Annotated in this window: 27 protein-coding genes; 7 read left to right on the top strand and 20 right to left on the bottom strand. The window is 70.9% G+C overall.

Annotated features, from left to right (window positions below; all coding sequences use genetic code 11):
* Position 1 precedes the first annotated feature (1 nt).
* From ACFYM6_RS21640 to ACFYM6_RS21630, 3 genes are all read right to left on the bottom strand, one after another.
* Complete coding sequence (locus tag ACFYM6_RS21640) at positions 2-1594, bottom strand: TIGR03773 family transporter-associated surface protein (RefSeq protein ID WP_387278027.1); 1593 nt, start codon at positions 1592-1594, stop codon at positions 2-4.
* 67 nt (positions 1595-1661) lie between these two features.
* Positions 1662-2858, bottom strand: a complete 1197-nt coding sequence (locus ACFYM6_RS21635) for a WxL protein peptidoglycan domain-containing protein (protein ID WP_387278025.1) — start codon at positions 2856-2858, stop codon at positions 1662-1664.
* A 57-nt stretch (positions 2859-2915) separates the two neighbouring features.
* A complete protein-coding gene (locus ACFYM6_RS21630; protein ID WP_387278023.1) occupies positions 2916-3653 on the bottom strand; it encodes a class I SAM-dependent methyltransferase in 738 nt (245 codons plus the stop codon).
* Positions 3654-4210: 557 nt separating this feature from the next.
* Between ACFYM6_RS21630 and rpmF the strand changes: the two genes are divergently transcribed.
* Both rpmF and ACFYM6_RS21620 read left to right on the top strand, forming a co-directional pair.
* Positions 4211-4390, top strand: coding sequence for a 50S ribosomal protein L32 (gene rpmF / locus ACFYM6_RS21625; protein ID WP_387278021.1), 180 nt, complete (start codon positions 4211-4213; stop codon positions 4388-4390).
* Entirely contained in the window at positions 4387-5625 is a 1239-nt protein-coding gene (locus tag ACFYM6_RS21620) for a GTP-binding protein (protein ID WP_387278019.1), read from the top strand. The genes rpmF and ACFYM6_RS21620 overlap by 4 nt, the downstream gene beginning before the upstream one ends.
* 70 nt (positions 5626-5695) lie before the next feature.
* On the opposite strand, the gene ACFYM6_RS21615 is transcribed toward ACFYM6_RS21620, so the two are convergent.
* From ACFYM6_RS21615 to ACFYM6_RS21605, 3 genes are read right to left on the bottom strand one after another with little or no spacing between them, the layout of a single operon-like run.
* The gene (locus tag ACFYM6_RS21615; RefSeq protein ID WP_387278017.1) at positions 5696-6241 is read right to left on the bottom strand and encodes a hypothetical protein; all 546 of its coding nucleotides are present in this window, start codon (positions 6239-6241) and stop codon (positions 5696-5698) included.
* Complete coding sequence (locus ACFYM6_RS21610) at positions 6238-6501, bottom strand: type B 50S ribosomal protein L31 (protein WP_387278015.1); 264 nt, start codon at positions 6499-6501, stop codon at positions 6238-6240. Before ACFYM6_RS21610 ends, ACFYM6_RS21615 begins: the two co-directional genes overlap by 4 nt.
* Positions 6498-7814 carry a CobW family GTP-binding protein gene (locus ACFYM6_RS21605; RefSeq protein WP_387278013.1) on the bottom strand — a complete coding sequence of 439 codons (1317 nt, stop codon included), beginning with the start codon at positions 7812-7814 and terminating at the stop codon, positions 6498-6500. Before ACFYM6_RS21605 ends, ACFYM6_RS21610 begins: the two co-directional genes overlap by 4 nt.
* A 373-nt stretch (positions 7815-8187) precedes the next feature.
* On the opposite strand from ACFYM6_RS21605, the gene rpmB reads away from it, so the two are divergent.
* The 3 genes from rpmB to rpsN are packed head-to-tail and all read left to right on the top strand — an operon-like array spanning position 8188 to position 8898.
* Positions 8188-8424, top strand: a complete 237-nt coding sequence (rpmB, locus tag ACFYM6_RS21600) for a 50S ribosomal protein L28 (protein WP_089006389.1) — start codon at positions 8188-8190, stop codon at positions 8422-8424.
* Positions 8424-8591: a 50S ribosomal protein L33 gene (gene rpmG, locus ACFYM6_RS21595; protein WP_089006390.1), complete on the top strand. Its 168-nt coding sequence runs from the start codon at positions 8424-8426 to the stop codon at positions 8589-8591. The genes rpmB and rpmG overlap by 1 nt, the downstream gene beginning before the upstream one ends.
* A 1-nt stretch (position 8592) precedes the next feature.
* Positions 8593-8898 (top strand): 30S ribosomal protein S14, encoded by a 306-nt coding sequence (gene rpsN, locus ACFYM6_RS21590; protein WP_387278010.1) that lies wholly within the window; start codon positions 8593-8595, stop codon positions 8896-8898.
* Between the two features lie 214 nt (positions 8899-9112).
* Here the strand turns inward: rpsN and ACFYM6_RS21585 are convergent, their stop codons facing one another.
* The 8 genes from ACFYM6_RS21585 to ACFYM6_RS21550 all read right to left on the bottom strand — a co-directional run bounded on the left by ACFYM6_RS21585 (position 9113) and on the right by ACFYM6_RS21550 (position 18045).
* Positions 9113-9397 (bottom strand): ArsR/SmtB family transcription factor, encoded by a 285-nt coding sequence (locus ACFYM6_RS21585; protein WP_387278008.1) that lies wholly within the window; start codon positions 9395-9397, stop codon positions 9113-9115.
* A complete protein-coding gene (locus ACFYM6_RS21580) occupies positions 9394-10224 on the bottom strand; it encodes a metal ABC transporter permease (RefSeq protein WP_387278006.1) in 831 nt (276 codons plus the stop codon). Before ACFYM6_RS21580 ends, ACFYM6_RS21585 begins: the two co-directional genes overlap by 4 nt.
* Positions 10221-11090: a metal ABC transporter permease gene (locus ACFYM6_RS21575; protein ID WP_387278004.1), complete on the bottom strand. Its 870-nt coding sequence runs from the start codon at positions 11088-11090 to the stop codon at positions 10221-10223. Before ACFYM6_RS21575 ends, ACFYM6_RS21580 begins: the two co-directional genes overlap by 4 nt.
* 4 nt (positions 11091-11094) lie before the next feature.
* Complete coding sequence (locus tag ACFYM6_RS21570) at positions 11095-11865, bottom strand: metal ABC transporter ATP-binding protein (RefSeq protein WP_387278002.1); 771 nt, start codon at positions 11863-11865, stop codon at positions 11095-11097.
* The gene (locus ACFYM6_RS21565; RefSeq protein ID WP_387278000.1) at positions 11858-12802 is read right to left on the bottom strand and encodes a metal ABC transporter substrate-binding protein; all 945 of its coding nucleotides are present in this window, start codon (positions 12800-12802) and stop codon (positions 11858-11860) included. The genes ACFYM6_RS21570 and ACFYM6_RS21565 overlap by 8 nt, the downstream gene beginning before the upstream one ends.
* A 102-nt stretch (positions 12803-12904) precedes the next feature.
* Positions 12905-13627: a TIGR03943 family putative permease subunit gene (locus ACFYM6_RS21560; RefSeq protein WP_387277998.1), complete on the bottom strand. Its 723-nt coding sequence runs from the start codon at positions 13625-13627 to the stop codon at positions 12905-12907.
* Positions 13624-14550: a permease gene (locus ACFYM6_RS21555; RefSeq protein WP_387278132.1), complete on the bottom strand. Its 927-nt coding sequence runs from the start codon at positions 14548-14550 to the stop codon at positions 13624-13626. The genes ACFYM6_RS21560 and ACFYM6_RS21555 overlap by 4 nt, the downstream gene beginning before the upstream one ends.
* Before the next feature lie 222 nt (positions 14551-14772).
* Positions 14773-18045 carry a S8 family serine peptidase gene (locus tag ACFYM6_RS21550; RefSeq protein ID WP_387277996.1) on the bottom strand — a complete coding sequence of 1091 codons (3273 nt, stop codon included), beginning with the start codon at positions 18043-18045 and terminating at the stop codon, positions 14773-14775.
* Between the two features lie 413 nt (positions 18046-18458).
* Here ACFYM6_RS21550 and ACFYM6_RS21545 point away from each other — a divergent pair, with 413 nt between their 5' ends.
* On the top strand, positions 18459-18851 hold the full coding sequence (locus tag ACFYM6_RS21545; RefSeq protein WP_387277994.1) for a Fur family transcriptional regulator: 393 nt from the start codon (positions 18459-18461) through the stop codon (positions 18849-18851).
* Between the two features lie 16 nt (positions 18852-18867).
* On the opposite strand, the gene ACFYM6_RS21540 is transcribed toward ACFYM6_RS21545, so the two are convergent.
* The 3 genes from ACFYM6_RS21540 to ACFYM6_RS21530 all read right to left on the bottom strand — a co-directional run bounded on the left by ACFYM6_RS21540 (position 18868) and on the right by ACFYM6_RS21530 (position 21399).
* Complete coding sequence (locus tag ACFYM6_RS21540) at positions 18868-19854, bottom strand: ATP-binding protein (protein ID WP_387277991.1); 987 nt, start codon at positions 19852-19854, stop codon at positions 18868-18870.
* Between the two features lie 125 nt (positions 19855-19979).
* Positions 19980-21017 carry an LLM class flavin-dependent oxidoreductase gene (locus ACFYM6_RS21535; protein WP_387277989.1) on the bottom strand — a complete coding sequence of 346 codons (1038 nt, stop codon included), beginning with the start codon at positions 21015-21017 and terminating at the stop codon, positions 19980-19982.
* Positions 21007-21399 (bottom strand): SCO5389 family protein, encoded by a 393-nt coding sequence (locus ACFYM6_RS21530; protein ID WP_387277987.1) that lies wholly within the window; start codon positions 21397-21399, stop codon positions 21007-21009. Before ACFYM6_RS21530 ends, ACFYM6_RS21535 begins: the two co-directional genes overlap by 11 nt.
* A 297-nt stretch (positions 21400-21696) precedes the next feature.
* Here ACFYM6_RS21530 and ACFYM6_RS21525 point away from each other — a divergent pair, with 297 nt between their 5' ends.
* Complete coding sequence (locus tag ACFYM6_RS21525; protein ID WP_387277985.1) at positions 21697-22707, top strand: hypothetical protein; 1011 nt, start codon at positions 21697-21699, stop codon at positions 22705-22707.
* Between the two features lie 476 nt (positions 22708-23183).
* Here ACFYM6_RS21525 and ACFYM6_RS21520 read toward each other — a convergent pair whose 3' ends face one another.
* Genes ACFYM6_RS21520 through ACFYM6_RS21510 form a run of 3 tightly spaced genes read right to left on the bottom strand, consistent with a single transcriptional unit; the run spans position 23184 to position 24855 of the window.
* The gene (locus tag ACFYM6_RS21520; RefSeq protein ID WP_387277983.1) at positions 23184-23780 is read right to left on the bottom strand and encodes a DUF3618 domain-containing protein; all 597 of its coding nucleotides are present in this window, start codon (positions 23778-23780) and stop codon (positions 23184-23186) included.
* Between the two features lie 23 nt (positions 23781-23803).
* Positions 23804-24196 carry a phage holin family protein gene (locus ACFYM6_RS21515; RefSeq protein WP_387277981.1) on the bottom strand — a complete coding sequence of 131 codons (393 nt, stop codon included), beginning with the start codon at positions 24194-24196 and terminating at the stop codon, positions 23804-23806.
* Entirely contained in the window at positions 24193-24855 is a 663-nt protein-coding gene (locus ACFYM6_RS21510) for a hypothetical protein (RefSeq protein WP_387277979.1), read from the bottom strand. The genes ACFYM6_RS21515 and ACFYM6_RS21510 overlap by 4 nt, the downstream gene beginning before the upstream one ends.
* Between the last annotated feature and the right edge of the window lie 399 nt (positions 24856-25254).

Raw genomic sequence — 25254 nt, 5'->3', positions numbered from 1 at the left:
GCTAGAGGGTGGGTCCGGCGGGTGCCGCCGCCGCGCCGCGGCGACGACGACCGGCGAACCGCAGCAGCGCTCCGACCAGCACGAGCAGGAGACCTCCAGCGGTGACTGGAATGACCCAGGACTCGCCGGTACGGGGCAACCGGCCGGCGCCGCCGGAATCGCCGTCACCACCGGAGTCGCCGTCACCGCCGGTGCCGGATCCGCCGCCGAACCCGGAGTTCGGGTCGGTGTTGTCCCCCACCGCGATGGTCAGCGTCTTGCTGTCGGTGACCGTCCGGCCGGCGGTGGTCGTGGCGCTCATCTGCACGGAAAGGCGGTACACGCCGGGCTTGCTGAAGGCCCAGTTGCCGTGGGCGTGGGTGTTCGGTGGGATGGCCAGCCGCTGCGGCAGGCTCTTGCCGGAGTCGAACAGGACGTTGGCGTTGCCAAACGATCCGGTCAGAAAGAGCGTGAAGCGCCCTGGACCGTCGACGCCGGCGAGGGTCCAGGTCACGTTGCCCCGGGTGCCGGTGACGACCGACTCGTGCTGGGTGTTCCAGCCCGGCCACACGATCCCGGCCTGCTGCGCCTGGGGCAGCAACCAGATCGTCTCTCCCGGCTTGCCGAGGAAGTCCGCCCCGGCCGGCACCGCGGTCTTGGCGTTGTCCTTGACGTGCAGGACCACGTCGGCGAGTTCTCGCCAGACGGGGGGAGTGCCCGTGTCGTCTCGGACGCGGATCCGCAAGTCGCCACCGGACAGTTGTGGCCCCATGTCGACGTGCCCATCGGAGATTACTCGGCGCGAGCCGGTGGCCGCCGACCTAACCTCGGCTGCGGCAGCAGGTGGCGAGGTCGAGGGCGTCGCCGCCGGCGCGGCCTGAGGGGCGCCGGTGATCTTCTTGGCGAGCGCCTGCGGCGCGGAAGGCGCTTCGACCGGAGTGGCTGGGGCGGGTGGCGGCGCCGCCGGCCCCGGCTGGATGGGCGGGACTGTGATTCGGTAGGTCGCCTCGGTGGTGACGATCCGCCCCGTCGGCAACGTCGCCGACGCTTCCAGGGCCAGCTGATAGTCCCCGGCCGCGTCGAATGCCCACACCACGGGAGTGCGGGTCGCGGCTGGCAGCGCGACGTCCCGCGCGACCCCGCTGAGCAGTGGCTTTGGCACCCCCAGGCCGGACAGCGTGTAGGCGGTGAAGTTTCCGGGGCCCTCCACCGCCGTCAGCGACAGCGTCACCGCGTCCCCCCGGAGCACGCCGCGCTCCACACCCGTGGTGTCGAGCGTGGGTAGACCGGTGTCCCCGGGTGTGAGCGACCAGACGGCCTTGCCAGGGTTACCGAGGAACGAGAAGGCCTTGTTCTGCGGTATCCGTACGGCCACTCCGCCGTCCGGGCCGAGTGTCACGTCGGCCGGGTCATGCCCGACCGACTGCCGGGCGGCCTGTGCGGCGTCGCGGATGCGCAGCGTGAGCGCATTGTCCACGACCGACAGGGACACCAGATCTGCCCCGGCGGCGTCGACCGACACCGGGGCAGCGTCCGCCGGTACAGCACCGGCGGTCAGGGCCAGTACGGCCAGGGCGAACCCAGCCCCACCGGCACGCACACGTGCTGTGCTCATCCTTCTCCCTATCTGGATTTGTCGTCTGTGGACGTTGCTGCCAACTGGGCCGCGCGGGCCGGCGTGGTCACGCCTCGCCTGCGGGTGTGGCCGTTGGCGCTGGTGGTGCGCCGCCGGGACTCTGTCTGTTTCCGTGCGGCCCGGCGTCGGTGGTCGTGTCGCCTCGGGGTGGCGCGGTCGGTGAGGTTGTTGTCGTGGGCGCCTCGGCACGACCTTGCTCGCGGGCGGCGGCGAGGGCTCGCTCCAGGTCCCGGGCCGCCCGCCGACGTCGGCGGCGACGGATCGTCACGAAGGCGCAGATCGCACCGGCGACCAGGAGCAGTAGCAGCAGCTGGGACCACGGCACGGCCCAGACGGTCACCCGGTGGGACACGGTGTCCGGGGGCGGGTCGAGCGTCTGCCCGTCGACCGCGCTGGGTGTGACCGCAGTGGCGACGTTCAGCCGGAACAGCGGCGCGACCCGGGTGAGCCGTATGGTGGTCCGCACCGCGTCTCCGGGCAGGATCTCCGGCACCGCTGCGCCGGACGCGTCCACGGCATTCAGGCCGAACGGTCCGGCGGCTTCCACCGTCGGCCGGCCCGCGAGCCGGATGTTTCCGGTGTTGCGGACCGTGGCCGTGGCGGTGATCGCGCCGCCGGCGAACGGGTTGCCTGATCCTTGGTGGTGTACCCGCACGTCCTCGAGGGCCAGCGCCGGCCGGAGCTCGCCGGTGACCCGTAGGTAGATGCGGGTGCCGACCCGGTGGTCGACCGCCACCTGGTTGCCCTGGGCGTCGGTCGTGGATGCCGTGAGGGAGGCCACGATACCGCCGACGTGATCCCCGGGGGTGGCGTTGACCGGCACGGTCACGGTGAACGGCACGTCGACCCGGGAGCTAGGTGGGATGGTCAGCGTCCGGGCGGTGAGGCTGACCCAGGAACCCACGTCGACCGGTTGCTGCGCTGCGGGCAACAGGTCGAAGCCGCCTTGAGGGGTGGTGACGGCGTCGCTGGCGTAGACGCGCAGGGTGATGGGGCGCGCGGAGTGGTTCGTGACGGCGACGTAGTCGGTCAGCCCGGCACCGGGATCAAGCTTGTAGGTGAATACCGCACGCCCGTTGAACCCCTTCGGGCTCGACGGACTGACCCCCCACGTCGCGGCCGCTGGCGCCCCTTGGGCAGGAGAATCGCCAGCCGGTGGCGGTGTGGGCGACGGTCCTGGTGCGGCTGCCGGCGGGGCGATGCCGAGCAGGACGACGACGGGGACAGTAATGAGCGAACGCATAACGCAGTCAGCAGGTCCGTTTCAGGGTCGAGACGCGGCCGGGTGTGGGGGCGAGGGTCATGGCGGCGAATTCGTAGGGGTGGCCACCATGACGTCCATGTCCCCGGTCGTCACGGCGTAGCCGGCGGCGGCCAGTTCGTGCCGCAGTGTCTGTGCGGAAAGGACGTACCACGGGTACTCGGCCACAAGCTCCCGCTCAACGGCGCCGTCCTCGTCAATCACTCGGTAGCGCATGGTCCAGATCACCGAGTCGGGGCCGGCGGGGCGGGCGCCGCCGCTGCCCTCGTAGCTGCCCCGGCCGATCGGCACCGACCCGAAGCTGGTTTCCGGCACCGTCATCGGTTCTGATGGCGGCTGGAGGGTGACCACCAGCGGCGCGGACGGAACCAGGCGGGGGCGCAGGTCGGCCCACAGCTGCCGCCGCTGGTCCGGCGCCAGGTGCCCGATCATGTTCATGGCCAGTACGCCGCCCAGGCGCGCCGGCAGGGCCATGCCCTCGGCGTCGGTGGCTTGGACGGTGACCCGCCGTCGCAGGTCTTCGTCGACGACCACACGGGCGAGCAGCGCGGCGCGCAGGATCGGCGACGGCTCGACCGCGATCACCTCGGCGTCGGGTACGGCACGCGCGGCCACCAGGGTGCCGAGGCCGGTGCCAGCACCGATGTCCACGATCGGGCCCTGGTCGGGCCAGGTGTGGCGCAGTGCCTCGGTGACCGGGGTGCGTAGGGCTCGCCAAGCGTCTTGGCTGAGCACGTCGATGAACTCACCCGATTCCGCATACGAGTCCGCGCTCATCGGCCCACTCCCTTCTCGCATTCGGTAGGGCTTGTGTGGCAGGGCTGGTGGGTGCGCCCAGCACCGTGTCGACCCGGCCGTGTTCGGCCGTCCGTCTGCCATCGAGGACCAGCAGGTCGGCCGCCGAGCCGCCGCGGCACGGACAGGTCGTGGGTGACCACGAGCAGCGCCAGGTCGAGCGTGGTCCGGAGCTGGCGCCGCAGTCGGCCCATCGCGCGGAGCGAGCAATGAGCTCTCCTCCCGTCGGCTGTAGCATTCCAGCAAATGAAAACCGTTGTCAAGATGCAGGCCGGATGCAAATCGCCGGTCGGTTACCGGGAGGTCAACGCGTTCCTGGCCCGGCGGCGGCCGGACCATGGCCTATCCGCCGAGCCTGCCGCTGCGGTTGCGTGGCAGCCTCGTCGCGGCGGCCCTGGCCGCACAGGAAGCGTTGATGAGCGCCACGGGCGCCGTGCAGGCGCTTCCCGGGAGCTCCGACCCGCCATGGAAGGCTTAAACGAAAACCGTTACCGTTTGCAGGTCTGCCAGACCCGCTCGACAAGTGAAGGAGACCTGCTGTGGCCGTACCGAAGCGGAAGACGTCGAGATCGAACACCCGACACCGCCGGGCGCAGTGGAAGGCCCAGGTGCCGCAGCTCACCCCGTGTCCCTGCCCGCGCAAGGAGCTGGTGGTACCCCACCGGGCCTGTGCGCACTGCGGCCTCTACAAGGGGCGCCAGATGGTGGACCAGCCGTGACCGGCCGCCTGCCGGTGACCGTCCTGTCCGGCTTCCTCGGGGCCGGCAAGACCAGCTTGCTCAACCACGTCCTCGCCAACCGGGACGGGCTGCGCGTCGCGGTGATCGTCAACGACATGAGCGAGGTCAACATCGACGCCGCGCTGGTCCGCGACGGCGCCGCGCTGTCGCGCACCGAGGAGCGGCTGGTGGAGCTGACCAACGGCTGCATCTGCTGCACCCTGCGCGACGACCTGCTCGACGAGGTCGCCCGGCTCGCGCGGCAGGGTCGCTTCGACTACCTGCTGATCGAGTCCAGCGGAATCTCCGAGCCGATGCCGGTGGCGGCCACCTTCGCCTTCGGGGTGGAGGGCGGGCAGGTGCTCGACGACCTGGCTCGGCTGGACACGACCGTAACGGTGGTCGATGTGGCCGGACTGCTGGCACGCATCGAGGCGGGGGAGACCCTCGAACAGCGCGGGCTGTCGGCGTACGAGGGTGACGACCGGAGCATCGCCGACCTGCTGGTCGACCAGATCGAGTTCGCCGACGTGCTGGTGATCAACAAGACCGACCTGGTCGCGCCCGAGGACCTGGCCGTGGTGGAGGCGCTGCTGACCCGCCTCAACCCTGCGGCCCGGCAGGTCCGGGCGGCGCACGGGCGGGTGTCGCCGGTGGAGATCCTGAACACGGGCCGGTTCGACCTCGAACGCGCGGAGACCGCGCCCGGTTGGCTGGCCGAACTCAACGGCGAGCATGTGCCGGAGACCGAGGAGTACGGCATCTCCAGCATCGTGTTCCGCGACCACCGACCGTTCCACCCCCAGCGGCTGTGGGATCTGCTCACCGACGGGCTTGACCGCTTCGGCGTCGTGCGCTCCAAGGGCTTCCTCTGGCTGGCCGCCCGGCCGGATGTCCAGGCCCTGTGGTCGCAGGCCGGGCCGTCGGGCCGCTGCGATCCGGTCGGTGTGCCGGTCGCGGTATCCGGGGAATGGCCGGAGGATCCCGCCGAGCGGGCCGAGCTGGAAACCCGCTGGCATCCGGCCTTCGGCGACCGGCAGCAGGAACTCGTCCTCATCGGCGTCGGCCTGGACGCCGACGGCCTGCGCGCCGCGCTGGAGAGCTGCCTGCTTACCGACGCCGAAATCACTGCCGGGGCGGACGCGTGGCGGGCACTGCCCGACCCGTTCCCCGAATGGGATCTCGGCGACCTGCACGACCACGACCATGCCGAACCGACCACGGTGCCGGTCTGACGATGCGGACCGTCCTCGCCCCACAGGACCTCACCCGGTGGCGGCGCGACTGGGAAGCCATGATGCGCCACTACCAGCCGGGCCGGAAGGAACTCGGCACGGCTGGGCTGGACGCGGCCGACGCGCTGCTCGGCCGGCCGCCACAGCGGGTGCTTGATGTCGGCGGCGGACCCGGCACCACCGCCGACGCCATCCTTGCCCGCGGTCGTGGCCGGGTCCAGGCCGGCCCGTCGCAGTGCCTCACCCCACCAGTGCGGCATGGGGCGGCTCTGGGCTCCTGCCCTTCGATGGCATCCCGAACAACATCGGCGGTGCCGGAGATGCCGGTCCGCAGGACGTCGATGCGGATGCGCGGATCGGCCCACTCGTTCCGCATCCGCTCGCGTGCGGCGTGGAGGATCGCGGGTTCGGCGTCGACGGCGAGGATATGGCCGCAGCGCATGTGCCGGGCCAGGGCGAGGGTCATGCCGGCGCCGCCGCAACCGCCGTCGCCCGCGAGCCGGTCGCCGGGGGAGACCAGCTCGCGGGCGACGGCCTGGTACCAGGCCCGGTCGTCTGCGGCGGCGCCGACGAGGCGGTGCGCGTGCGCCGCCCAGCCGACGCGCGCCGTGCTCATCGTGGTTGCTGCCGTCCGCGGCGGGCGTACTTGGCGCGGAACTTCTCCACCCGGCCCTCGGTGTCGAGCAGGCGTTGCTTGCCGGTCCAGAAGGGGTGGCTGGCGGAGGAGATCTGCACGTCGATGACGGGGTAGGTGTTGCCGTCGGTCCAGTCGATCGTCTGGTCGCTGGTGGCGGTGGAGCGGGTGAGGAAGGCGAAGTCGGCGGCGCGGTCGCGGTAGACGACGGGCTTGTAGCTGGGGTGGATGTCGGGCTTCATGCGGTGTCTCCTTCGGTGTCGGTGTCGGTGTCGGTGTCGGTGTCGGTGTCGGTCGGGTCGAGATCGGCGAGCGGAAAGCAGCCGGTGAACGGGTCGTCATAGCCGCGCCAGGTGTCCTCGCCGTCGGCGAGTTCGGCGTCGGTGAGTAGGCAGCTGGTGAGGGTGCGGTGCAGGCCGGCGGGGTCGAGGTCGAGGCCGATGAAGACGAGGTGCTGATGCCGGTCGCCGTAGTAGGGGTCCCAGTCGAGGGCAGCGGCGAGCCGGCGATGCTCGGACACCTCGTCCCAATGCGGGTCGGGGAGGGCGGCCAGCCAGCGGCCGAGGGAGCCGAGGCTGAGGCCGCCGCCGGCGAAGTCCCAGGCGATGACCGTGTCCGGTTGGCTGGCCAGCCACAGGTGCCCCCGGGAACGGATCACGTCGGCGTTGATCTCCTCGAGGACGTCGTGCAGTCGTCGAGCGTGGAAGGGGCGGCGGGCGCGGAAAACCACCGACACCACTCCGCAGTCGGAGTGCGGATCGTGCAGGCCGAGCCTGTAGCCCTCCAACCCGCGGGTCAGAACGCCGGGGATCTCGGGGCGGTGCCGGCGGGTGCCGCGCAGCTGACGGGTCAGCGCGCCGGCGTCGATGACGTCACCGTCGACCTGCACCTGTGTTGCCCATGGCACCATGCGCTCCAGCAGCACCGACAACCGGCTGGTTTCGTAGGCGCCCTCCCGGGACTGTCCCCACAGCACGAGGGTGTCGGCGTACTCGATCTGGCGGACGATGACGTCGGCGAGCCCGCGGTCGTCGTTGTCGGCGGCGTGGATGCCGAGGGTCTTGAGGTCGTCGGTGCTGGCCAGCCCGTCGAGCAGGTGCTCGGCGTCGACGACGGTGACGTACGAGTCGACGTGCAACAGGTCAGTGATCGGCGTGCCGTCGACCAGGCAGTGCGCGCAGACGGCGGCGACGGCTTCCGGCTCGACCACCTCCGGCAGCATCAGCACCAGGTCGCGGTGCGGGTGGGCGCGCGCCAGCCGGGCGAGGGTGGGCAGCACGTCCTCGCGCAGGGTGCAGGAGACACAGCCGTGCGCGAGTGTGATGCGCTCGTCCTCGAGCATTCCCTCGCCGTCGCGCACGATCCGGTGGACGGTGCCGGTGCCGAGGCCGGCGAGGTCGTGCCGGATCAGCAGCAACGACGGGTCCGCCGCGAGCAGGCTGCGGGCTACGGCGTAGGTGGCGGACGGCCAGAAGCCACTGAGCACGGTCAACGACGGTCGGGCGTCGGACGCCGGAACTCCGGCGTCGGCCGGTGCGAGCGGGGACGTCGACATCACATTCCTCTCGACTTAGTTGAAAACGATTGTCATTATAGGCATGTGGTCGACGGCGAGTGGCAGGCGAGGTCTTCTCGCATGAAACGCCACGGCGGCCTGGCGGCGTCGGTGGCGCAAGGGTCCCGGTGCGGGTGTTACGTCCCGGCGTCTGGTCGGCATAGGCGTGACGCCCGCTTCGCTGCCGAGCCGGCACGCCTCCTCTTGGGCCCACGACTCTGCTGGCCGTCCCGCTCTCGGGCCATTGCCCTGGAGGTGCTGGCTCGGCTCGTCAGTGCCGGTCGAGGTCGTTGGGGACCCCGAGTGGAGACCGCCGATCAGCCACGATAAGAATGAAAACCATTATCGTTACAGCCAACCTTGAGGAGCACTTGTGTCCCGTCGCTGTGATGTCACCGGCGCAAAGCCGAGCTTCGGCAACGCCGTGTCCCACTCCCACCGGCGCACCCGCCGCCGCTGGAACCCCAACCTGCAGAACCACCGCTACTGGCTGCCCTCGGAGCGACGCTGGGTCCGCCTGACGCTGACCGCCAAGGCGCTGAAGACCGTGGACCGTAAGGGCATCGAAAAGGTCGTCGCGGAGCTGCGCGCCCAGGGGGTGACGGTCTGATGGCCCGGCAGACCGACGTCCGCCCGATCGTCCGGCTGCGCAGCACCGCCGGCACCGGCTACACGTACGTCACCCGCAAGAACCGCCGCAACGACCCCGACCGGATGGTGCTGCGCAAGTACGACCCGGTCGTCCGCCGGCACGTCGAGTTCCGAGAGGCGCGCTGACATGGCCCGCAAGAGTCTCGCCAACCGACAGGCCCGCCGAGCCGACCTGGTCACTCGCCACGCCCAGCGCCGCGCCGAGCTGAAGCGGACCATCGCCCACCCGGACACCGACCCGGCGGTGCGGGACGCCGCCGTCCGCCACCTGGCGCAGCTGCCCCGCGACTCCAGCCCGGTGCGGCTGCGCAACCGGGACGTCATCGACAGCCGGCCGCGAGGCATGCTGACCCGCTTCGGATTGTCGCGGGTGCGGTTCCGGGAGATGGCGCTGCGGGGCGAGCTGCCGGGGATCCGCAAGGCGTCCTGGTAACAACGCCAACCACCGCGCTGAGCGCCCGCGCCGCTGTCGGCGCGGGCGCTCGTCCTTCCCGACAGCGGAGGCAACTGGAGCGGATGCGTCAGCAGGGGGGACTGGTGAGTCCGGTTGGACAACCCGACGCGGCGTGGCTCCTCTCCGGGCCAGGCGAGGAGCCACGCTGCATCGACAGTTCGACCGGCGTCGGGCCCGTCGACGCCTGGCACGCTCACGTGCAGTGTTTGAGCACGTCCAGGACGAGAGAGACGGCGGGGACGCTGGTGAGCGCGTATTGCATCCGGCCCTGCTGGCGGTAGCGGCGTACGAGGCGGGCGTGGCGCAGGTGCCGAAGTTGGTGCGACACGTGCGAGGCGGGTAGCTGCAGTGCGCCCGAGAGTTCGGTGACGCACGCGTCGGCTCGCGTGAGCTGCTGCAGGATGCGGATGCGCGCCGGGTGGGCGATGGTGCGGAGCAGCTCGCTGATCTCCTCAATCGAGAGGGGCTCGCCGGTCACGGCGCGGTGAGGAAGGTCGTGCGGAACCCGTCGCGCAGGCGGTGTGCCGCCAGCGACACGAGCAGGACGGCGGCGGCGGTCAGGGAGATGCTGCCACCGGCAGCAACATCCCATAGCCGGGAGAACCACAGTCCCGCGGCGGCGCTGCCGGCACCGAGTGTGGCGGCGAGAGTGGTCATGGGGGCGAGACGGTCGGTCCAGGCGCGGGCAGCCGCGGCGGGAGCGACGATGAGCGCCAGGGCGAGGATGGTGCCGACGGCGGGCACGATCGCGACGACGACGAGGTCGACCAGCAGCAGGAGAGCGAGGTCGAGCAGCCGGACGCGGTATCCGGCGGCGCGGGCGCCGGCGGGATCAAAACCGGCATACAGCAGGTGCCGGCCGCCGACGGCGAGCGCGACCGCCGTGAGCGCCAGCAGGACGACGGTCACGACAAGGTTCTCGGTGGTGACGGTCAGGATCGAGCCCACGAGGAAGGCGGACAGGTCCCGGCTGAAACCGTTCTGCGTGGCGACCAGCGCGATGCCGAGCGCGAAGCCGGCGGAGAGGATCACTCCGGTTGCGGCGGTGGCCTCTTGGCCGCGGGTACGCGCCAGCGCGGCGACGGCGCCGGCGGTCAGCAGCCCGGCGACCACGCCGCCGAGGTAGATGTTGATGCCGAGGATGGACGCGGCGACCACGCCGGGGAACGTGGCGTGGGCCATGGTCATGGTGAAGAATGACAGCCGGCGCAGCACGACGTGCACGCCGACCAGTCCGGTGAGCACCCCGACGGTGACGGCTTCGACCAGGGCGCGGCCGAAGGTGTCCTGCAGTAGCCAGCTCATCGGGTCACCGTCGCGGCGGGCGGGTGCGGCCGGCGGCGGAGGTGGCCGGCGAGCAGGGCGAGCAGGTAGCAGGCCACGAGGGTGAGCACCACCGCGGCGGCGGAGGTGAGCCGGACGCCGTATCGGACGGAGGCGGTCCAGCTGGCCAGCAGGCCCAGGTAGGCGGCAAGGCCGGTGACGGTGGTGGCGATCACGGCCATGGCGGTGAGCCGGTCGGTCAGCAGGCGCGCGGTGGCGGCGGGCACGATGAGCAGGGCGATCACCAGAATGGTGCCGACGGCCTGCACGGCGGCGACGACGACCAACGCGACGGCCGTGTTGAGCCCGAGATCCAGCAGGGTGAGGCGGTACCCGGCGGTGGCGGCGCCGATGGGGTCGAAGGCCCGCAGGATCAGCGGCCGGGCGGTGACGGCGAGGCCGGTGAGCACGATCGCGGCCAGCACGGCGGTCTGCGCGAGCTGAGCGGGAGTGACGGTGAGCAGCCGGCCGAACAGGAACGCGGTCAGGTCGCTGGTGTAGGAGTGCTGACGGGACACGAGCACCACGCCGAGAGAGAACATGGCGGTCAGCAGCACAGCCACCGTGGTGTCGTCACTGAGCCGCCCCCAGCGGGTCAGCACGGTGAGCGCGACCGCGGTCAGCAGGGCGGCGACGAGTGCGCCGCCAGCGATGCCGGTCCAGCCGGCGACGAGGAATCCGATGACCACGCCGGGGAAGACGGTGTGGGTCAGCGCGTCGGCGACGAAGGCCAGCCGGCGCAGGAAGACCAGCACGCTGACCGGCCCGCACACCACGGCGAGCAGGAGCAGCTCGGCGAGGGCGCGGCCCATGAACGGCACGCTGAACGGGGCGACGAGTGCACTCATGCCGTTACCGTCCGGGCCGCGCGGCGTGCAGGTCGGCGGCCTGGCTGCCGTAGCCGTAGGTGCCGGGCAGCTCCGCGAGGATCTGTTCGGTGGGGCCGGTGACGGCGTGCCCGCCGTGGATGAGGCAGGCGGTGTCGGCGAGGTCGCGGGCCAGGCGCAGGTCGTGGGTGCTGAGCAGAACGGCGGTGCCGGCGGCGGCAAGGTCCCGCAGCTGCGCCGCGATGACGTCCTGGCTGGTGACGTCGAGCCCGTTGAAGGGCTCGTCCATCAGCATCAGTCGGGCCTGGGCGGCGATGGCGCGGGCGAGCAGGACCCGTTGGCGTTGGCCTCCAGACAGCAGCCCGAAGCGGGTGCGTGCGCGGTCGGCTAGCCCGACTTGCTCCAGTGCGTCCGCGGCGACGGCGCGGTCGGTCGCACGGATTTGCCGCAGCCAGCGGGTGGGACGGTAGCGGCCCATGAGCACGACGTCGGCGGCGGTGACGGGGAAGTCGGCGTCGAGGGTGTCGACCTGCGGCACGTAGGCGGCAGCGCCGCGCGCCTGCCGCGCCGGCTGTCCGGCGACGGTGATCGTGCCGGCAAGGACGTCGGCGAGCCCGACGACGGCCTTGATGAGGGTGGACTTGCCGGCGCCGTTGGCGCCGACGAGGGCGACGATCTGGCCGGGCTCCACCGTGAGGTTCACGTCGGTGAGGACGGCGCGGCGCCGGTAGCCGACGTCGGCCTGCGCGAGGTGCAGGGCGGAATCGGCTACCGGCACGCCGGTGGGCTCAGCCACCGAGGGCTGCCACGATGGTGTCGGTGTTGTGTTCCTCGGCGCCCAGGTAGGTGCCCTGGGGGGTGCCTTCGGGGCCGAGGCTGTCGCCGTAGAGGGCGTCCTCCCCGCCGACCACCTTGACGCCTGCCTGCCGGGCGATCGCCTCGGCGGCCTTGGGCGGCAGGGAACTCTCGCTGAAGATCGCCTTGGTGCCGGTGGCCTTGATCTTCGCCACCAGGTCGTTGATCTGGGTGGCGGACAGTTCGGCGCTGGTGTCCAGGCTGGGGATCACCGCGCCGATGAACTGCAGCTGGTAGCGGTCGATGTAGTAGCCGAACGCGTCGTGGTTGGTGACCAGCTTGCGGGCGTCCGCCGGCAGGGCGGCGAACTTGCGCTCGTTGTCCGCGTCGAGCTTGTCCAGCTTCGCCGCGTACGCCTGGAAGTTCGCCCGGTAGGCGTCGGCGTGGCCGGGGTCGGCGGTGACGAGGGCCTTCTCGATGTTCTCCGCCATGATCTTGGCGTTGCGGGGGTTGTGCCAGATGTGCGGGTCGCCATCCTTCGTCTCTTCGTCCCCGGGGTCGCCCTTGCGCAGCGCCACTCCCTGGGAGGTGTCGACGACAGTGCCCTTGAAACCGGCCGAGGAGATGGTGTCGTCGAGCCATTCCTCGAGTCCGACGCCGTTCTTGATGACGAGCTTGGCGGCCCCGATCGCCTGGATGTCGGCGGGGGTGGGCTCGTAGTCGTGGGGGTCGACGTTCGGCTTGATGATCTGAGTGACGCTGACGGCGTCGCCGCCGACGTTGCGCGTGAAATCGGCGACCTCGGGCGTCGTGGCGACCACGGCGATGGTGCCGTTATTCGTTGCGGTCGCGGTGCCGGTGTCGGCACCGCAGCCGGCGACGGTGCCGATCGTCGCTATCGCCAGGACGGTGCCGAGCGTACGGATGGATAGGGTCACAACCGCTCCTTGCTCATTGGATGAGCGGAACGGTAGTCATTTCCAATAATCGCGTCTAGCTGTCAGGTGCTCATATCAGCACCCGTGCAACCATCACCGGTCCTACTCGTACGGTTCGGCGGGTACCGGCATGTGCTGCCAGTCCTCCACCTGGAAATAGGGAACATCGGCGTCGTTGACGGGGTCCTTGGCAGTGTGCGGGATCCACCGGCCAGTGGCCCGTACCCAGGTGTTCGCCGGCGCCTGCGGAACCTGGCCACGCAGGCCGATCTTGATGGGGACGCCGTCGGCGGCGCAGCAGGACAGCACGATGCGGGCGAGCATGGGCTGCCGGTCCGGCCCGGGGGCGAGGAAGCCGGTCAGCTGGATGCGCCGGTCCTGCAGGGTCCGGCCGTGGTCATAGACGGCCCGGTAGCCGTAGTCGAGGAGGGTGAGCTCGGCCGGGTCGCCGGGCGGCAGGGGCGGGTAGGCGACGTCCCGGTTGTCGGTCAGGGCGGAGCCAGCGCGTGCGGCGGTGTCGGCGCCGAGTGCCGGCGGGACGACGAAGAGCAGGGCGAGCGCCGGCAGCAGCAGCAACCAACCGACGCCCGGTCCCGAGTGGTCGTGCCCGTGCCCGTCGTCGTCCGGCCCGGCCTCGGGCCGGTTGAGATGTCGCAGCTCCTGCAGGAGTGCCACGATCGCAGTGATGACCAGCAGCGCTCCGGCGGCGATGAGGAACGGTCGCAGTCCCTGTTTGACGTAGCGCAGGTACAGGTCGGTGACGCTGGCGCGCAGGATCGCGCCGCCGAGGAAGGCGAGCACCACCGCTTGGGTTCCGCGACTCACCAGATCACCGTCCCGAGCGCGGCCGCGACGAGCACGGCGAGGGCGAAAGTCGCCGGTGCGAACCGGGCCGCGAACCGCCGGCCGAAGATGCCGGCCTGCATGGACACGAGTTTCAGGTCGACCATCGGGCCGACCACGAGGAAGGCCAGCCGGGCGGTCAGGGAGAACTGCGACAGCGACGCGGCGACGAACGCGTCGGCCTCCGAGCAGATCGAGAGCAGCACGGCCAGGGCTGCCAGCGCGAGCACCGACAGCAGTGGTCGGGCGGCCAGGTCATGCAGGAGCTGCTGAGGCATGGCGACGTTGATGGTCGCCGCGGCCATAGCGCCCACGACGAGGAAGCCGCCAGCGTGGATGATGTCATGCCGGCAGGCGGTCCAGAACGCCGTCATCCGAGGCAGGCCGTCGAGGTGTGCGCGATGCGGCAGACGAATCCACTCGGTGCGGCCGAGCCGCAGCCACAACCATCCCATCAGCAGGGCAACCACCAGACTGGCGCCGCCTCGCGCGGCGACCATCTCCGGGTTGCGGGGGAACGCGACCGCGGTGGCGGTGAGCACGATCGGGTTGATCGCCGGCGCGGCGAGCAGGAACGCCAGCGCCGCGGCGGGAGTGACGCCGCGGCGGATCAGCGACCCGGCGATGGGCACCGAACCGCACTCGCAACCGGGGAGTACCACGCCCGCCATGCCAGCGACCGGCACGGCGAGCGCCGGGTGGCGGGGCAGGGCCCGGGCCCAGAACGAACGGGGTACGAACACCGCGATGACGGCTGACAGGACCACCCCGAACACAAGGAACGGCGCCGCCTGCACCATCACCGACACGAAGACGGTCAGCCAGGTCTGCAGGCGCGGGTCCGCCACCAGCGCGCCGATCGGTCGGTGCAGGATGCCGATGAGGATGAGCAGGAAGCACAGCACCTCGGTCGAGCCGACCGCCCCTTCTCTGTCGGGGGCGCCGGGCTGGAGGTCTGCGCCGGCCGGGACGGCCGGCGTGACGGGGGCTGCTGGGTCAGTCGTGCTCAGGCGGATCACCTCTCCGATCAACCACAGCATCCTACTGTGATCGACCCGTCACGGAGAGTCCGAAGCGGGTGATGCCCGCCCCCGGGGGAGCCGGGGACGGGCATCGCGAATGCGAGGTCAGTTCACGGCGCCGATGGACACCGCGCCGCGGCCCACGACCGCGCCTTCGTCAGTGACCAGGTTCAGCTCACCGAACAGCTGCCGGCCGGCAGCGGGCGCGGCGTTCACCGCGACCGCGCCGGTGACGGTGGCGCTGGCGCCGTTGGCCAGTGCGACCACCGTGCCCGGGGCGGTGACCGCGCCCAGGGCGGGGGAGTAGAACACATCCCGGTAGTCGAACTCGGTGGTGCCCGCCGGCACGGCGTAGCCGTCGACCTGCACCGTGTACGTGCCGGGCTCCGGGTTCGGAATGGACACCGCCTCCTCGGAGTCGCCGTCGGCGGACTGGCCGACCTGGACCCCGTCAAGCAGCACGGTCAGGTCCAGGTCCGCGCCGAGATCACTGGTGTCGCCGATCGCCACGTCCAGCCGGGTCGCACCAGCCGGCACCTCGACGGTGTAGGTCTTGCGCTGACCGTCGCCGATGGTCTCCCGCGAGGATGCGGAGCTGCCCAGCGGGCCGCCCTGGCCGGTGATCGCCACCGGACCGAAGGTGTTGGTGACCGTCCAGGTGACCGGGGTGGAGTCACCGGCGGTCACCTTCGGCAGGGTCACCACCGCCGGTTCCACGGTCACCCCCTGCACCCGGGCGGTGAGCTGGAACGGGTTGTTCAGCGTCGGCGAGGTGCGCCGGGCTTCCACCTCGATCTCCCACACACCGGGCAGCGGGTTGGCGTAGTCCCGCTCCTGCGGCTTGCACACCGCGGCGTCGGAGTAGTTGGTGTAGCAGGCGGTGCTGGCGGTGCTCTCCACGGGAACGCCGTAGGGGTTGATGGCGATGAAGCGGGTCTGCGAGCCGGTGGCGATGCCCGACAGGTTCACCTGCAGCGTCGACGCCCCCTCTGGAACGGAGACAAAGAAGCTGGTGGTCGAGTTGCGGTCCACGCTGCCCGAGGCCGAGAAGGCATAGGCGGGCTTTGTCGGGGTGGCCGCGGCGATGACGGTGTTGAGCACCTCGAAGTCGACCACCTTGGTCTTCGGGTCGTCGATGCGCAGGATGGCGCCGTGCGCGCCGACCTTCGGGGTGGCCGTCACCGCGACGGTCACGGTCTTGTTCAGCGGGAGGTCGACAGATTTCGCCGAGCGGAAGGTGCCGTCGTTGCCCCGCCACACCAGGTTGTGCCGGATAGCGCCGGCCGGCCCGCTGGTGCGGGTGATCTTCACCTGGTACGTGCGCGACTGTCCGGCCTTCTGGCCGCCCTGCCCGGGGGCGCAACGGTTGTAGATGCCGGTGCCCCGGCCGGGCGTGGCGAGGTAGTCCGAGATCGGCGTGCAGACCGGCGCGTCGACGGTGTAGTTGCGTGGGGTGCTCGGCTTGGCCAGCAGCTTCCAGGCCCCCGGCACGTTGAGCAGGCCGTTGCCCTGGCCGTAGGCCGGCTCACCCTTGATCCAGGTGGCGGAGCTGACGATCGCGCGGCGCAGCGCGGCCGGAGTGACGCCGGTGCCGGTGGCCTTGGCGGCGGACAGCAGCAGCGCCGCCCCGCCAGCGGCCTGCGGGGATGCCATCGACGTGCCCTGCAGCATCGCGTAGCCAGGCGGAAGGGAGTAGCCGGCCTCCGCCACCGGGGAACCGGCCTGCCACACCGGCACCGTGGAGATCGCGGAGCCGGGGGCGGTGATGGTCGGCTTGAACCCGCCGTCCTCCCGTGGGCCGCGGGAAGAGAAGGGGTGCAGCTGGTTCGGCCGGCGGGTGACCGAGCCGTAGTTGGCCAGCCAGCTGTCGCGGCTGATGCTGGAGGCGACGCTGACGACGTTGTCGGCCACCGACGGGTCGCCGACGGTGTTCACTCCCGGCCCGGAGTTGCCGGCGGAGATGAACATCTGCACGCCGTAGTCGTTGATCAGCCGGTCGTACAGCCGCGCGCGGGCGTTGTTGCCGTCGTTGAGCGCCGGTAGGCCGCCGATGGACATGTTCACCACGTCCACCTTGCGGTTGACCACCAGGTCGACCATGCCGGTGGTCAGGGCCGCAGCGGTGCAGCCGCCGCCCCAGGTGCAGGCCCGGGCGGAGACCAGCTTGGCGCCGGGTGCGGCGCCGTCGAAGTTGGCGTTGCCGAGCATGTCGTTGGCGGCGGTGATGCCGGCGACGTGTGAGCCGTGTGCGTCCTCGACCAGGCCGATGTTGACGAAGTCCGCCGTCTGGCCGGGCAGGCCCGCGGGGGTCAGGTCGACGTGCTCCCGGTACTCGACCACGAAGGGCATCTGGTCGCGCACCGGGGTGGCCGGGTTGTCGACGCCGAAGTGCCCGATGTCGAAGCGCTCCTTGTAGGGGCGCATCACCGGGTTGTTGGTGAAGTCGCCGTCCTGGTCGGAGTCCACGCGGATGTCGTGGCTGGCCGGGTCGTAGAGGATGCCGAAGCTGTCGCTGGTGTCGCCGTCGCGGTTGACGTCGCCGCCGGGCTCGCTGCCTGCGGTGATGTTCTCGTTGAAGGCGTTGAACCGCCACGTGCCGGCCGGGGCGGTCCACTGCCGGCCGGCGGCGGTGAAGGTGGGCCCGGTCACCTGCGTGCGCATGGCCCGCCAGGTCAGGTCGCCTTCCAGCAGCGGGTCGGTGGCGGTGACCCAGTCGACGATCTTCCGCTCGCCGGTGGAGGTGGTCTGCAGCGCGGGGTTGTCCAGGTCGACGCCGGTGTCCATGATGCCGATCGTCACGCCCCGGCCGTCCCAGGTCGGGTGGGCCTTCTTGAACGCCGCCGCCCCGGTTTCCCCGTTCGGCATGTAGGGGTTGTCTGCTGGGGTCGACGCGCCGGGCCCGGACGGCGCGGCCTGCGCCGCGACCTGCTTGCCGGGCAGTGATTCCGGGCGCGGGTCCGGCAGTTTGATCGACTCGTTGAGGTCGATCGCGGCGATTCCCGGCAGCTTGGCGGTCTTGACCACCTTGTCGGTCGGGACCTGCGCCAGCACGTAGCCGACCTGGTCGACCCGGTGGGTGACCGTGCCGCCGAGTTTGCGGATCTCGGCGGTGACCTCGTCGGACTTGCCCTTGTCGGTGGCGATGATGACCGTGACGGCCGGCTTGTGCTGCGCCTGCGCGTCGGCGAGCAGTTCGGCGTCGTGGTTGCCGAGGGTGTCGGCGGGCGACTCCTTGGGCGCCTCGGGCGCTGGGGCCGGCGTGGCCGCTGGTTCGGCGGTCGCCGCGCTCGCGCCGGTCAGTGCGACAGCGCCGGTCGCAACTGTGGACGCGAGCAGGGCGGCGAAACTCCGCCTGCCCCACGGGGTTGGATGTCTCACGGGCGGATTCCTCCCAGAGTGAGCGCCCGGTGACGGGCGCGGCTGAAGGGGATCATCCGCCCATTGAAAGCGGTTGTCACTAAGCGAACGAGCCGTTGTGACCTGCCCGTGATCAACGTGGCCTTCGGTGTTGCAGGTGCAGCCATCAGCGCTGGGCGGACGACCCGGCCTTGTCTGGCTCAGGACCTGCTCAGGCCGCTGGCCGGGTGGCTGCGGGGCCGAGCGAGGTCCAGCCGTCCAAGCGCCGCTCCTGCGTGGCGCCGCCTGGGCCGTTGGGCAGCGTGGATATGAACATATGCGCAATGCATAATGGGTTCGGATGTCACGTGACCACAAGCGTCACGGGAGGACAGGGAATAGGGCGTCGAGGCAGGCGCCGTGACGAGCGGAGACGGCGGACGGTGACCGAGGCAATGCCCAGTGCGACCCGCAACACCCGGCAGCGCGCCGAGGTGCTGGCGCTGCTGCGCGAGGTGGAGGGCTTCCACAGCGCGCAGCAGCTGCACCAGATGCTCATCGACCGCAAGGCGCGGGTCGGCCTGACCACCGTCTACCGGACGCTGCAGATGCTGGTCGACAGCGGCGAGATCGACTCGACGCGGCTGCCGGGCGGGGAATATCTGTACCGGCGGTGCAGCCAGAGCAAGCACCACCATCACCTGGTCTGCCGCGACTGTGGCCGCACGGTCGAGGTCGCCGGCCCCGCCGTGGAGCGGTGGGCCGACCAGGTCGCCAGCCAGCACGGCTTCACCGACGTCGGTCACACCCTGGAGATCTTCGGTACCTGCGGTAAGTGCGCCGCCTGACCGGCGGCTCTCCGGATCAGCGACCCACCACCGCGGGCTGGCTAACCGCCTGCGGTCCCATCCGGAACTCCGGATCGAGCTGATCGGTGAGATCCGCCCCGGCCCGCTCGTTGGCCCACGCGGCGGCGTTGCGCCGGTGGAACTCGTGCGACCACCGGGTGAAGGCCGCCCAGTCCTGCACGGTGTCGTCCACCGCCTCAACGAGCTGGGCGAGAGCTGCCTGGTTGGCGGGCTCCAGCTCGATCAGCGGGCCGACCATGCCCCGCTCCGCCCGCCGCACGTAGCCTGACCTGCCGAACCAGGTCAACAGGTCGCCGCCGATGTGCTCGCGGAGGAACTCCAGGTCGCCGGCGTCCTCGACCTTGTTCCCGACCACCGACAGGGCCACGCCGTAGTCGCGGGCGTAGCCGGCGTACTGCCGGTAGACCCCGACGCTGCGCACGGTCGGCTCGCACACCAGCACGGTGCGGTCGAAGCGGGTGAACAGCCCTGAGGCGAACGAGTCGGCGCCCGCGGTCATGTCCACCACGACGTACTCGCCCGGACCGTCGAGCATGTGGTTGAGCAGCAGCTCGACCGCTCCCACTTTCGAGTGGTAGCAGGCCACGCCGAGATCCTCGGCGGCGAACTCGCCAGTGACCGCAAGCCGCACCCCACCGACCTCCCGTACGCAGGCGGCGAAGATCGGGTTGTCCTCCGTTACTCGCAGCAGCCGCGAACCGCGCCCAGGCGGAGTCGTCTTGACCATTCGATCCGCACTGGTGATGCGGGGATTGTCGCCGCGAAGGTAGTCCTTGATCGCCGGCAGGTGCTCACCCAGCGGCTTCACCGGCGGCGGCGCGTCCGCATCCCCGCCGAGGGCGGCAGCGAGGTGCTGATTGATATCGGCGTCGATGGCCAGCACCGGCAGACCCTGGCCGGCGAGATGCCGGGCGAACAGCGCGGCGAGCGTTGTCTTGCCGCTGCCGCCCTTGCCCACGAACGCGACCTTCACCGCTGACACCCTCCCATTCTATTGGAAACCGTTTCCATGAGCGGGAGCGTACGTGATGGGTCGGGCCTGCCGAGCGGTATCCGGGCGACTCGCCGCAACGATTCGCCATCGGGCAGTCCACCCACTTCTCGTCACTAACTCCGGCGCAACACCTCGCCGCTGAACCGCCGTATGGTGCGCAGGGTCGTCGCGCGGTCCCCGGTCACCTCGACCAGAAACAGCAGATGCCGCACACCGGGAAGTGTCGCGGCCGCGTCCACGGCCGCCCGGCACCGCTGCGGCGACCCGACCGGGTGCATGGCGACCAGACGCCGGACGTACTCGTCGATGTCGGGCGGGCCGGCCGCGGCGCCGTCGAGACGGACATACTCCCTGGTGCCGGCCAGCAACTCCGGGAGCCGCTCTCGCACCGTCCGAGCTGCATCCGCGTCGGTGTCCTCGACGTGCGCCAGATGGGCGCTGGCGTGGGGCACCTGCGTGCTGTCGTGGCCGTGCGCGGCGGCGACCTGCGTGTACCGGTCGAGCAACGACCGCTTCTCCGCCAGGTCGGCGTGCAGGCCGAGCAACAGCGGGAGGCCGTGGCGGGCGGCGAGGTCCACGGTGGCGGGCGAGGTCGCCGCGATCCACATCGGCACCCGCCGGCGGGGCCGGGGCACCACCTGCACCGGCCGGAAGGGGAACCTCCCGTTGCCGGCGATCTGCGCCGCGCCGGACAACCACCGCAGCACGATCTCCACCGCGTCGGCGAAGCCGTGCGTGTAGCGATCCAGGCCCGTGCCGAAAACCTCGAGGTCGACCCACGGTCCGCCACGGGCGACCCCCAACCGAAACCGGCCGCCGGACAACTCGTCGAGCAGCACCGCCTCCTCCGCCACGTTTACCGGGTGTCGGACCGACAGCACGCAGGCGGCGGTGCCGACGGTGATGCGGTGAGTCGCCCCGAGCAGGTGCGCGGCGAAGGTGATGGCCGACGGGCACACGCCGTAGGAGATGAAATGGTGCTCGGCGATCCAGACGCCGGCGTAGCCGGTGGCCTCCGCGGCCAGGCCGTAGCGGTGCGCGTCCGCCAAGGCCTGCGCGTGCGTGCCGCCGGTGCGGTGCCCGGCAAGCAGGAACAGGTGCCATTGGACCTGCTCACCGGGCCGCGAGGTGCCGGGCGGTTCAGCAGTCACGCAGCTCTGGTGACTGGTTGAGCAGTTGTCCCCGGGTCGAGATGAAGCTGCGGTACGTGTCGGAGTCCACGGCGCCCAGCCGGAACGCCGCCACCCGGTGGCAGTTCTGGAATGCCAGCTTCACCCCGAAGTGCCGCTCCAGGCTCGCCCGGATGGCATCGCTGGCCAGCGCGCGCAGCAGCTGCCCGCGCTCCGCCTCGGTGGGCGGTGGTACGACGTTGTCGGCGAATTCGGTGTCAGACGATTCCAGGTCGGCGACCACACGACTGACGGTGTCCCAGGCGTACGGGAGGGAGTCCCGGACGCAGGCGACGAAGGCGTCGTCGTCCACGGGGCCGGTCTCGGCGGCTTCGAGCAGGGCAGGCGGCACGGTGAGAGACATGGTCCTCCTCAGGGCCTTAACGACCATGATTGCCGTTAGCGTTACGCTCCGAGCACATCACGTCACCGGGTCCACGTCAACACTCGACACCTGTTCCCGACCCGGGTGGTTGCCGCCCAGAGGGGTCACGGCGGTTGGTCATTTCAAAGCGGCACCACCGTTGATTTTTCTTCGCCAGGGGGCCACGCGCCGGGGCCGCGGACAAGATAGATTGTCATCGGTCTATCTATACCCCGGGACGTGGGAGCACGCATGCCCAACAAAAGCAGGATCGCTGGGAGATCATTGGTGGCGGCCGTGGCTGCTGCGGCGCTCGTGACGGTGGGGTTCGCGGTGCCCGCGCCGGCGAGCGCGGCGGTCACCAGGGCGCAGCTGGCGCTGCGCTGGGCGCCGATCCACTACCAGGACGTCGACGTCACGGGTAGCCACGCCCTCGGTGGCAGGTCCGACTACATCACGAAGATCGACTTCGACGGCGATCTCAACGGGCGCAACAACTGGGACCGCGCCGGCCAGGCGGGCGTCTCGTTCGCCGCGCATGCCTACTACTCCGTGCTGGAAACGAGCACGCACTGGTACATCACGTACCTGTTCTTCCACCCTCGGGACTGGACGGACAACTTCTTCGACACCGAACACGAAAACGACGGCGAGGGCGTGCTGCTCGCGATCCAGCGGGACGGATCCACATACGGGATGCTGCGCTCCGCGGTCACCGTGGCGCACACGAACTTCTTCTCGTACACCCCGGCCGGGAGCACCTGGACGAGCGGCCGGGAAAGCGTCGACGGCACCCTGCAACTCCAGGCGTCGCCGCACGACGCGTTCCTGCACCCGGTGACCGCGCAGGAGGCGAAGGGGCACGGCCTGAAGGCGTACCCGCAGTACAACATCGTCGGCGACGGCATCGTGTACTACCCGTCGACCGTGGCGGAGACGCCGAGCAGCGGCGACGACCGCGACGTGCAATACAAGCTTATCGACATCTTCGCCAGTGACGGCGTGTGGGCGCAGCGGGCCAACACCAGCTTGTTCGCGAACCTCGGTACCTTCGCCGGTGACGACTCCGGCGACTGTGGTGTGGACACGCTCGACTGCTCGATCAACTCGGCCAACGCGCCGTGGGGCTGGGACGACCGCGACGACCTGCCCGCCCGGGGCCAGATCGCCACCGACCCCGCGAAGCTGTCCGTCGAGTACTTCAGAATCCCGGGCAGCCTGTCTCGGACGTACACCTACAACCCGTACGCCAGCGCGGCGGCGGCCCTGGCGGCCGCGGCGAAGACAGCGCCACCCGTCGTAGACTGACACGTCGTGGACCGGCTGTGCCCGGCCCAGCGGCCGGGCACAGCACCGACAAAATGAGCCGGTCGGCACTCATCACCTCGCCCAGAAGGCCCGCGGTGAGTTGTTGGGCGAGCCACAGGCCGCGGCGGCCGGGTCGGGTGGGCTCGGGTAGGGCGGGCACCTCACCGCTCATGCCGGGACCGTGGTCGCTGACCTGGCAGCTGATCTGGCCGTCGTGTCGGCGCAGCGCACGAAGACCCGGGCACCGTTGCCGCACATCTCCGCGAACGAGCGGGCAGCATGGGCTGTAGCATTGAGGGGCGCCAGTGGATGAACGTTATCCACCTCCACTGGTGAAACATCACGGGTCGTGCCACCTTCGGCGGCCGGGGAGCCCCCTCCGCTCTCCCTCCTCCTGCTGCCTACGGCCTGTAGAAGGGCGTTGCGGGGCGGACCCCGCATCAGCGAAGCCCGCCCCGATCACACCCAACACCCGGCTAACCCTGCCGAAGCTCACCCGCGGTTTCCTGTGCCTGCCCCTGTACCTGTTGGGCAGCGGACTGGGCCTGGCCCCGCACGGCGGACGCGCCGTGTACAGCGGCGGACCCGACCGACTGGGCTGCGTGCTTCGCGGGCTCGCGCAGGTTGTCCCGCATCTGGTGGCCGACCTGGCTGGCCTGCGCGCGCAGCTCGTCCGAGTGCTGGCGGGCCATGCCCTTGGCCTGCCCGGCCCACTGCCGCTCGGAGCGGCTCGGCGGGATCAGCGCGGAGACCAGCAGCCCGGCGCCGAAGGCGATCAGACCCACCGCCAGCGGATTGCCCTGAGCCTGTTGCCGGGACTGCTGCCCGAGTTCGCGGGCCTGGTTGCGCATCGACCCGGCGGCGGCCGACATCTGCTGGCCGGGGCGGTGCCCGTCCGTCGGTGTGCCCATCACCTTTCCCTTGACCCGGGTGAGCGCGCCGCGCGCTTGGCCGACGCGGTCGCCGGCGATCCGCCGTGGGTCGACCCTATAGGTCAGTGCGTCGACGTCAATGACCAACTCGCTGCGGGTTTGCTCGATCTGCTGTCGGATCCGGTCCGGATCATTCGACATGGTCATGCTCCCTTCCGGCTCGTTCACCGGCCGCGCAGGGCGTCCGGCATCTGCCGTGCGGTCTGTTGCGTGCGGGGCAGCACCGCGCGCAGCTGCCGCAGCTTCGTCCGCCCGATGGCGAGGAGGACGGCAGCGATGACGGCCCACACCCCCGCCACGATGAGCGCGGCCCAGCTCTGGTCCATCACGTTGGACAGGCCCCACCAGGCCGCGTACGAGACGAACAGCACGGTCAGGAAACCGGCCAGGGCGGCACCACCGAACATGCCGCCGGCCTTGCCTGCCTGGCTCGCCTCCTCGCGCAGTTCCGCCTTGGCCAGTTCGACCTCCTGGCGGAACAGCGTCGACACGTCACGGGTCACGTCACCCAGCAGCTCGCCGACCGACTGGGTGCGCTCCTTCTCCGGGGCGCTCACGGTGCCATCCCACCGGGGATGTCCGGCTCGTCCCGCCGGCCTGCCGGCGGCCCGCTCTGCGCCCGCGTCGCCCCCGCGTAGGCGTCCTCGCCGTACGGCGCCTCGACTGCCCGCTCCTGCGGCTGGCCCGACTGCGAGGTCTGCCCCCTCTGTTCGCTCGAACGCTTCCCGTTCCCGGAGGTCAGGTTTCGGGTGAGCCGGCCGACCAGCACTCCGGCCACCGCCGCGCCGGCGAGGAACATGCCCGGGTGCTGGCGGGCGTACCCGCGCACGTCATCCAGCACCTCGCCGGGTTCACGCTCGTCCAGCCATCCAGCGGCCCGGTCCGCGACCGTCGCCGCCCGGCGGACAGCCTGGCCGGCCATCCCGCTGTCCCCGCCGCGGTCGACCATCGAGCCGAGCTCGCGGCCGAGACCGCGCAACCCCTCCGCGGCCCGATGCTGCTGCGTTCGGGCCTGGTCGTGCAGCTGCGAGGTGGCCTCCCCAGTCAGGTGCCGCGCCTCCTGCCGCGCCTGCGCGGCCACCTGCCGGCCCTGCTCGGCGGCAGCGTGACCGACCTGGCCACCCGCCTGCGCCGTCTGCTGGCCCACCTCGGACGCCGCCCGGCGGGCCTGCTCAGTGGTGCCGCCCGGCGGTCTGCTCTGGTTGATCGCCGTCATCGCGTGCTCCTCTCCTCGGCTCCGCGCCAGGTGCAGCCCGGAACACCAGCCGCCTACCCCTACCGCCTCACCACCATTCCCAGCCGGGCCACAACAACAGAGCCAGCGCTACATAAACCCAGCCACGAGACGACACGCAGCACATTCATGTGGCCCCTGGCTTTGCTTGCCCGGCTCGCATATGGCCAGGAATATCTCTGGCAGTAGGGGGAAGGCGTTTCTCTAGCGTCTGGCGGAGGCATCACCTCATTGTGGCTGCGCGACGAACTGCCTGAGGGCTGCCGTCGCGCGAAGCAGCGGAAGCCGTGGTGGCGTGTCGCCACAGCGTCACCGCACGCCCTCCCAGCTGAGGCGCGAGCACGGCCAGCAGCGCCACGCCAGCGGCGAGCGAAGCAACGC

The organism is Micromonospora sp. NPDC006431 (assembly GCF_042870725.1).
GTDB lineage: Bacteria > Actinomycetota > Actinomycetes > Mycobacteriales > Micromonosporaceae > Micromonospora.
The sequence above is the reverse complement of the archived record's forward strand: the minus strand, read 5'-3'. Positions and strand labels throughout refer to the sequence as shown.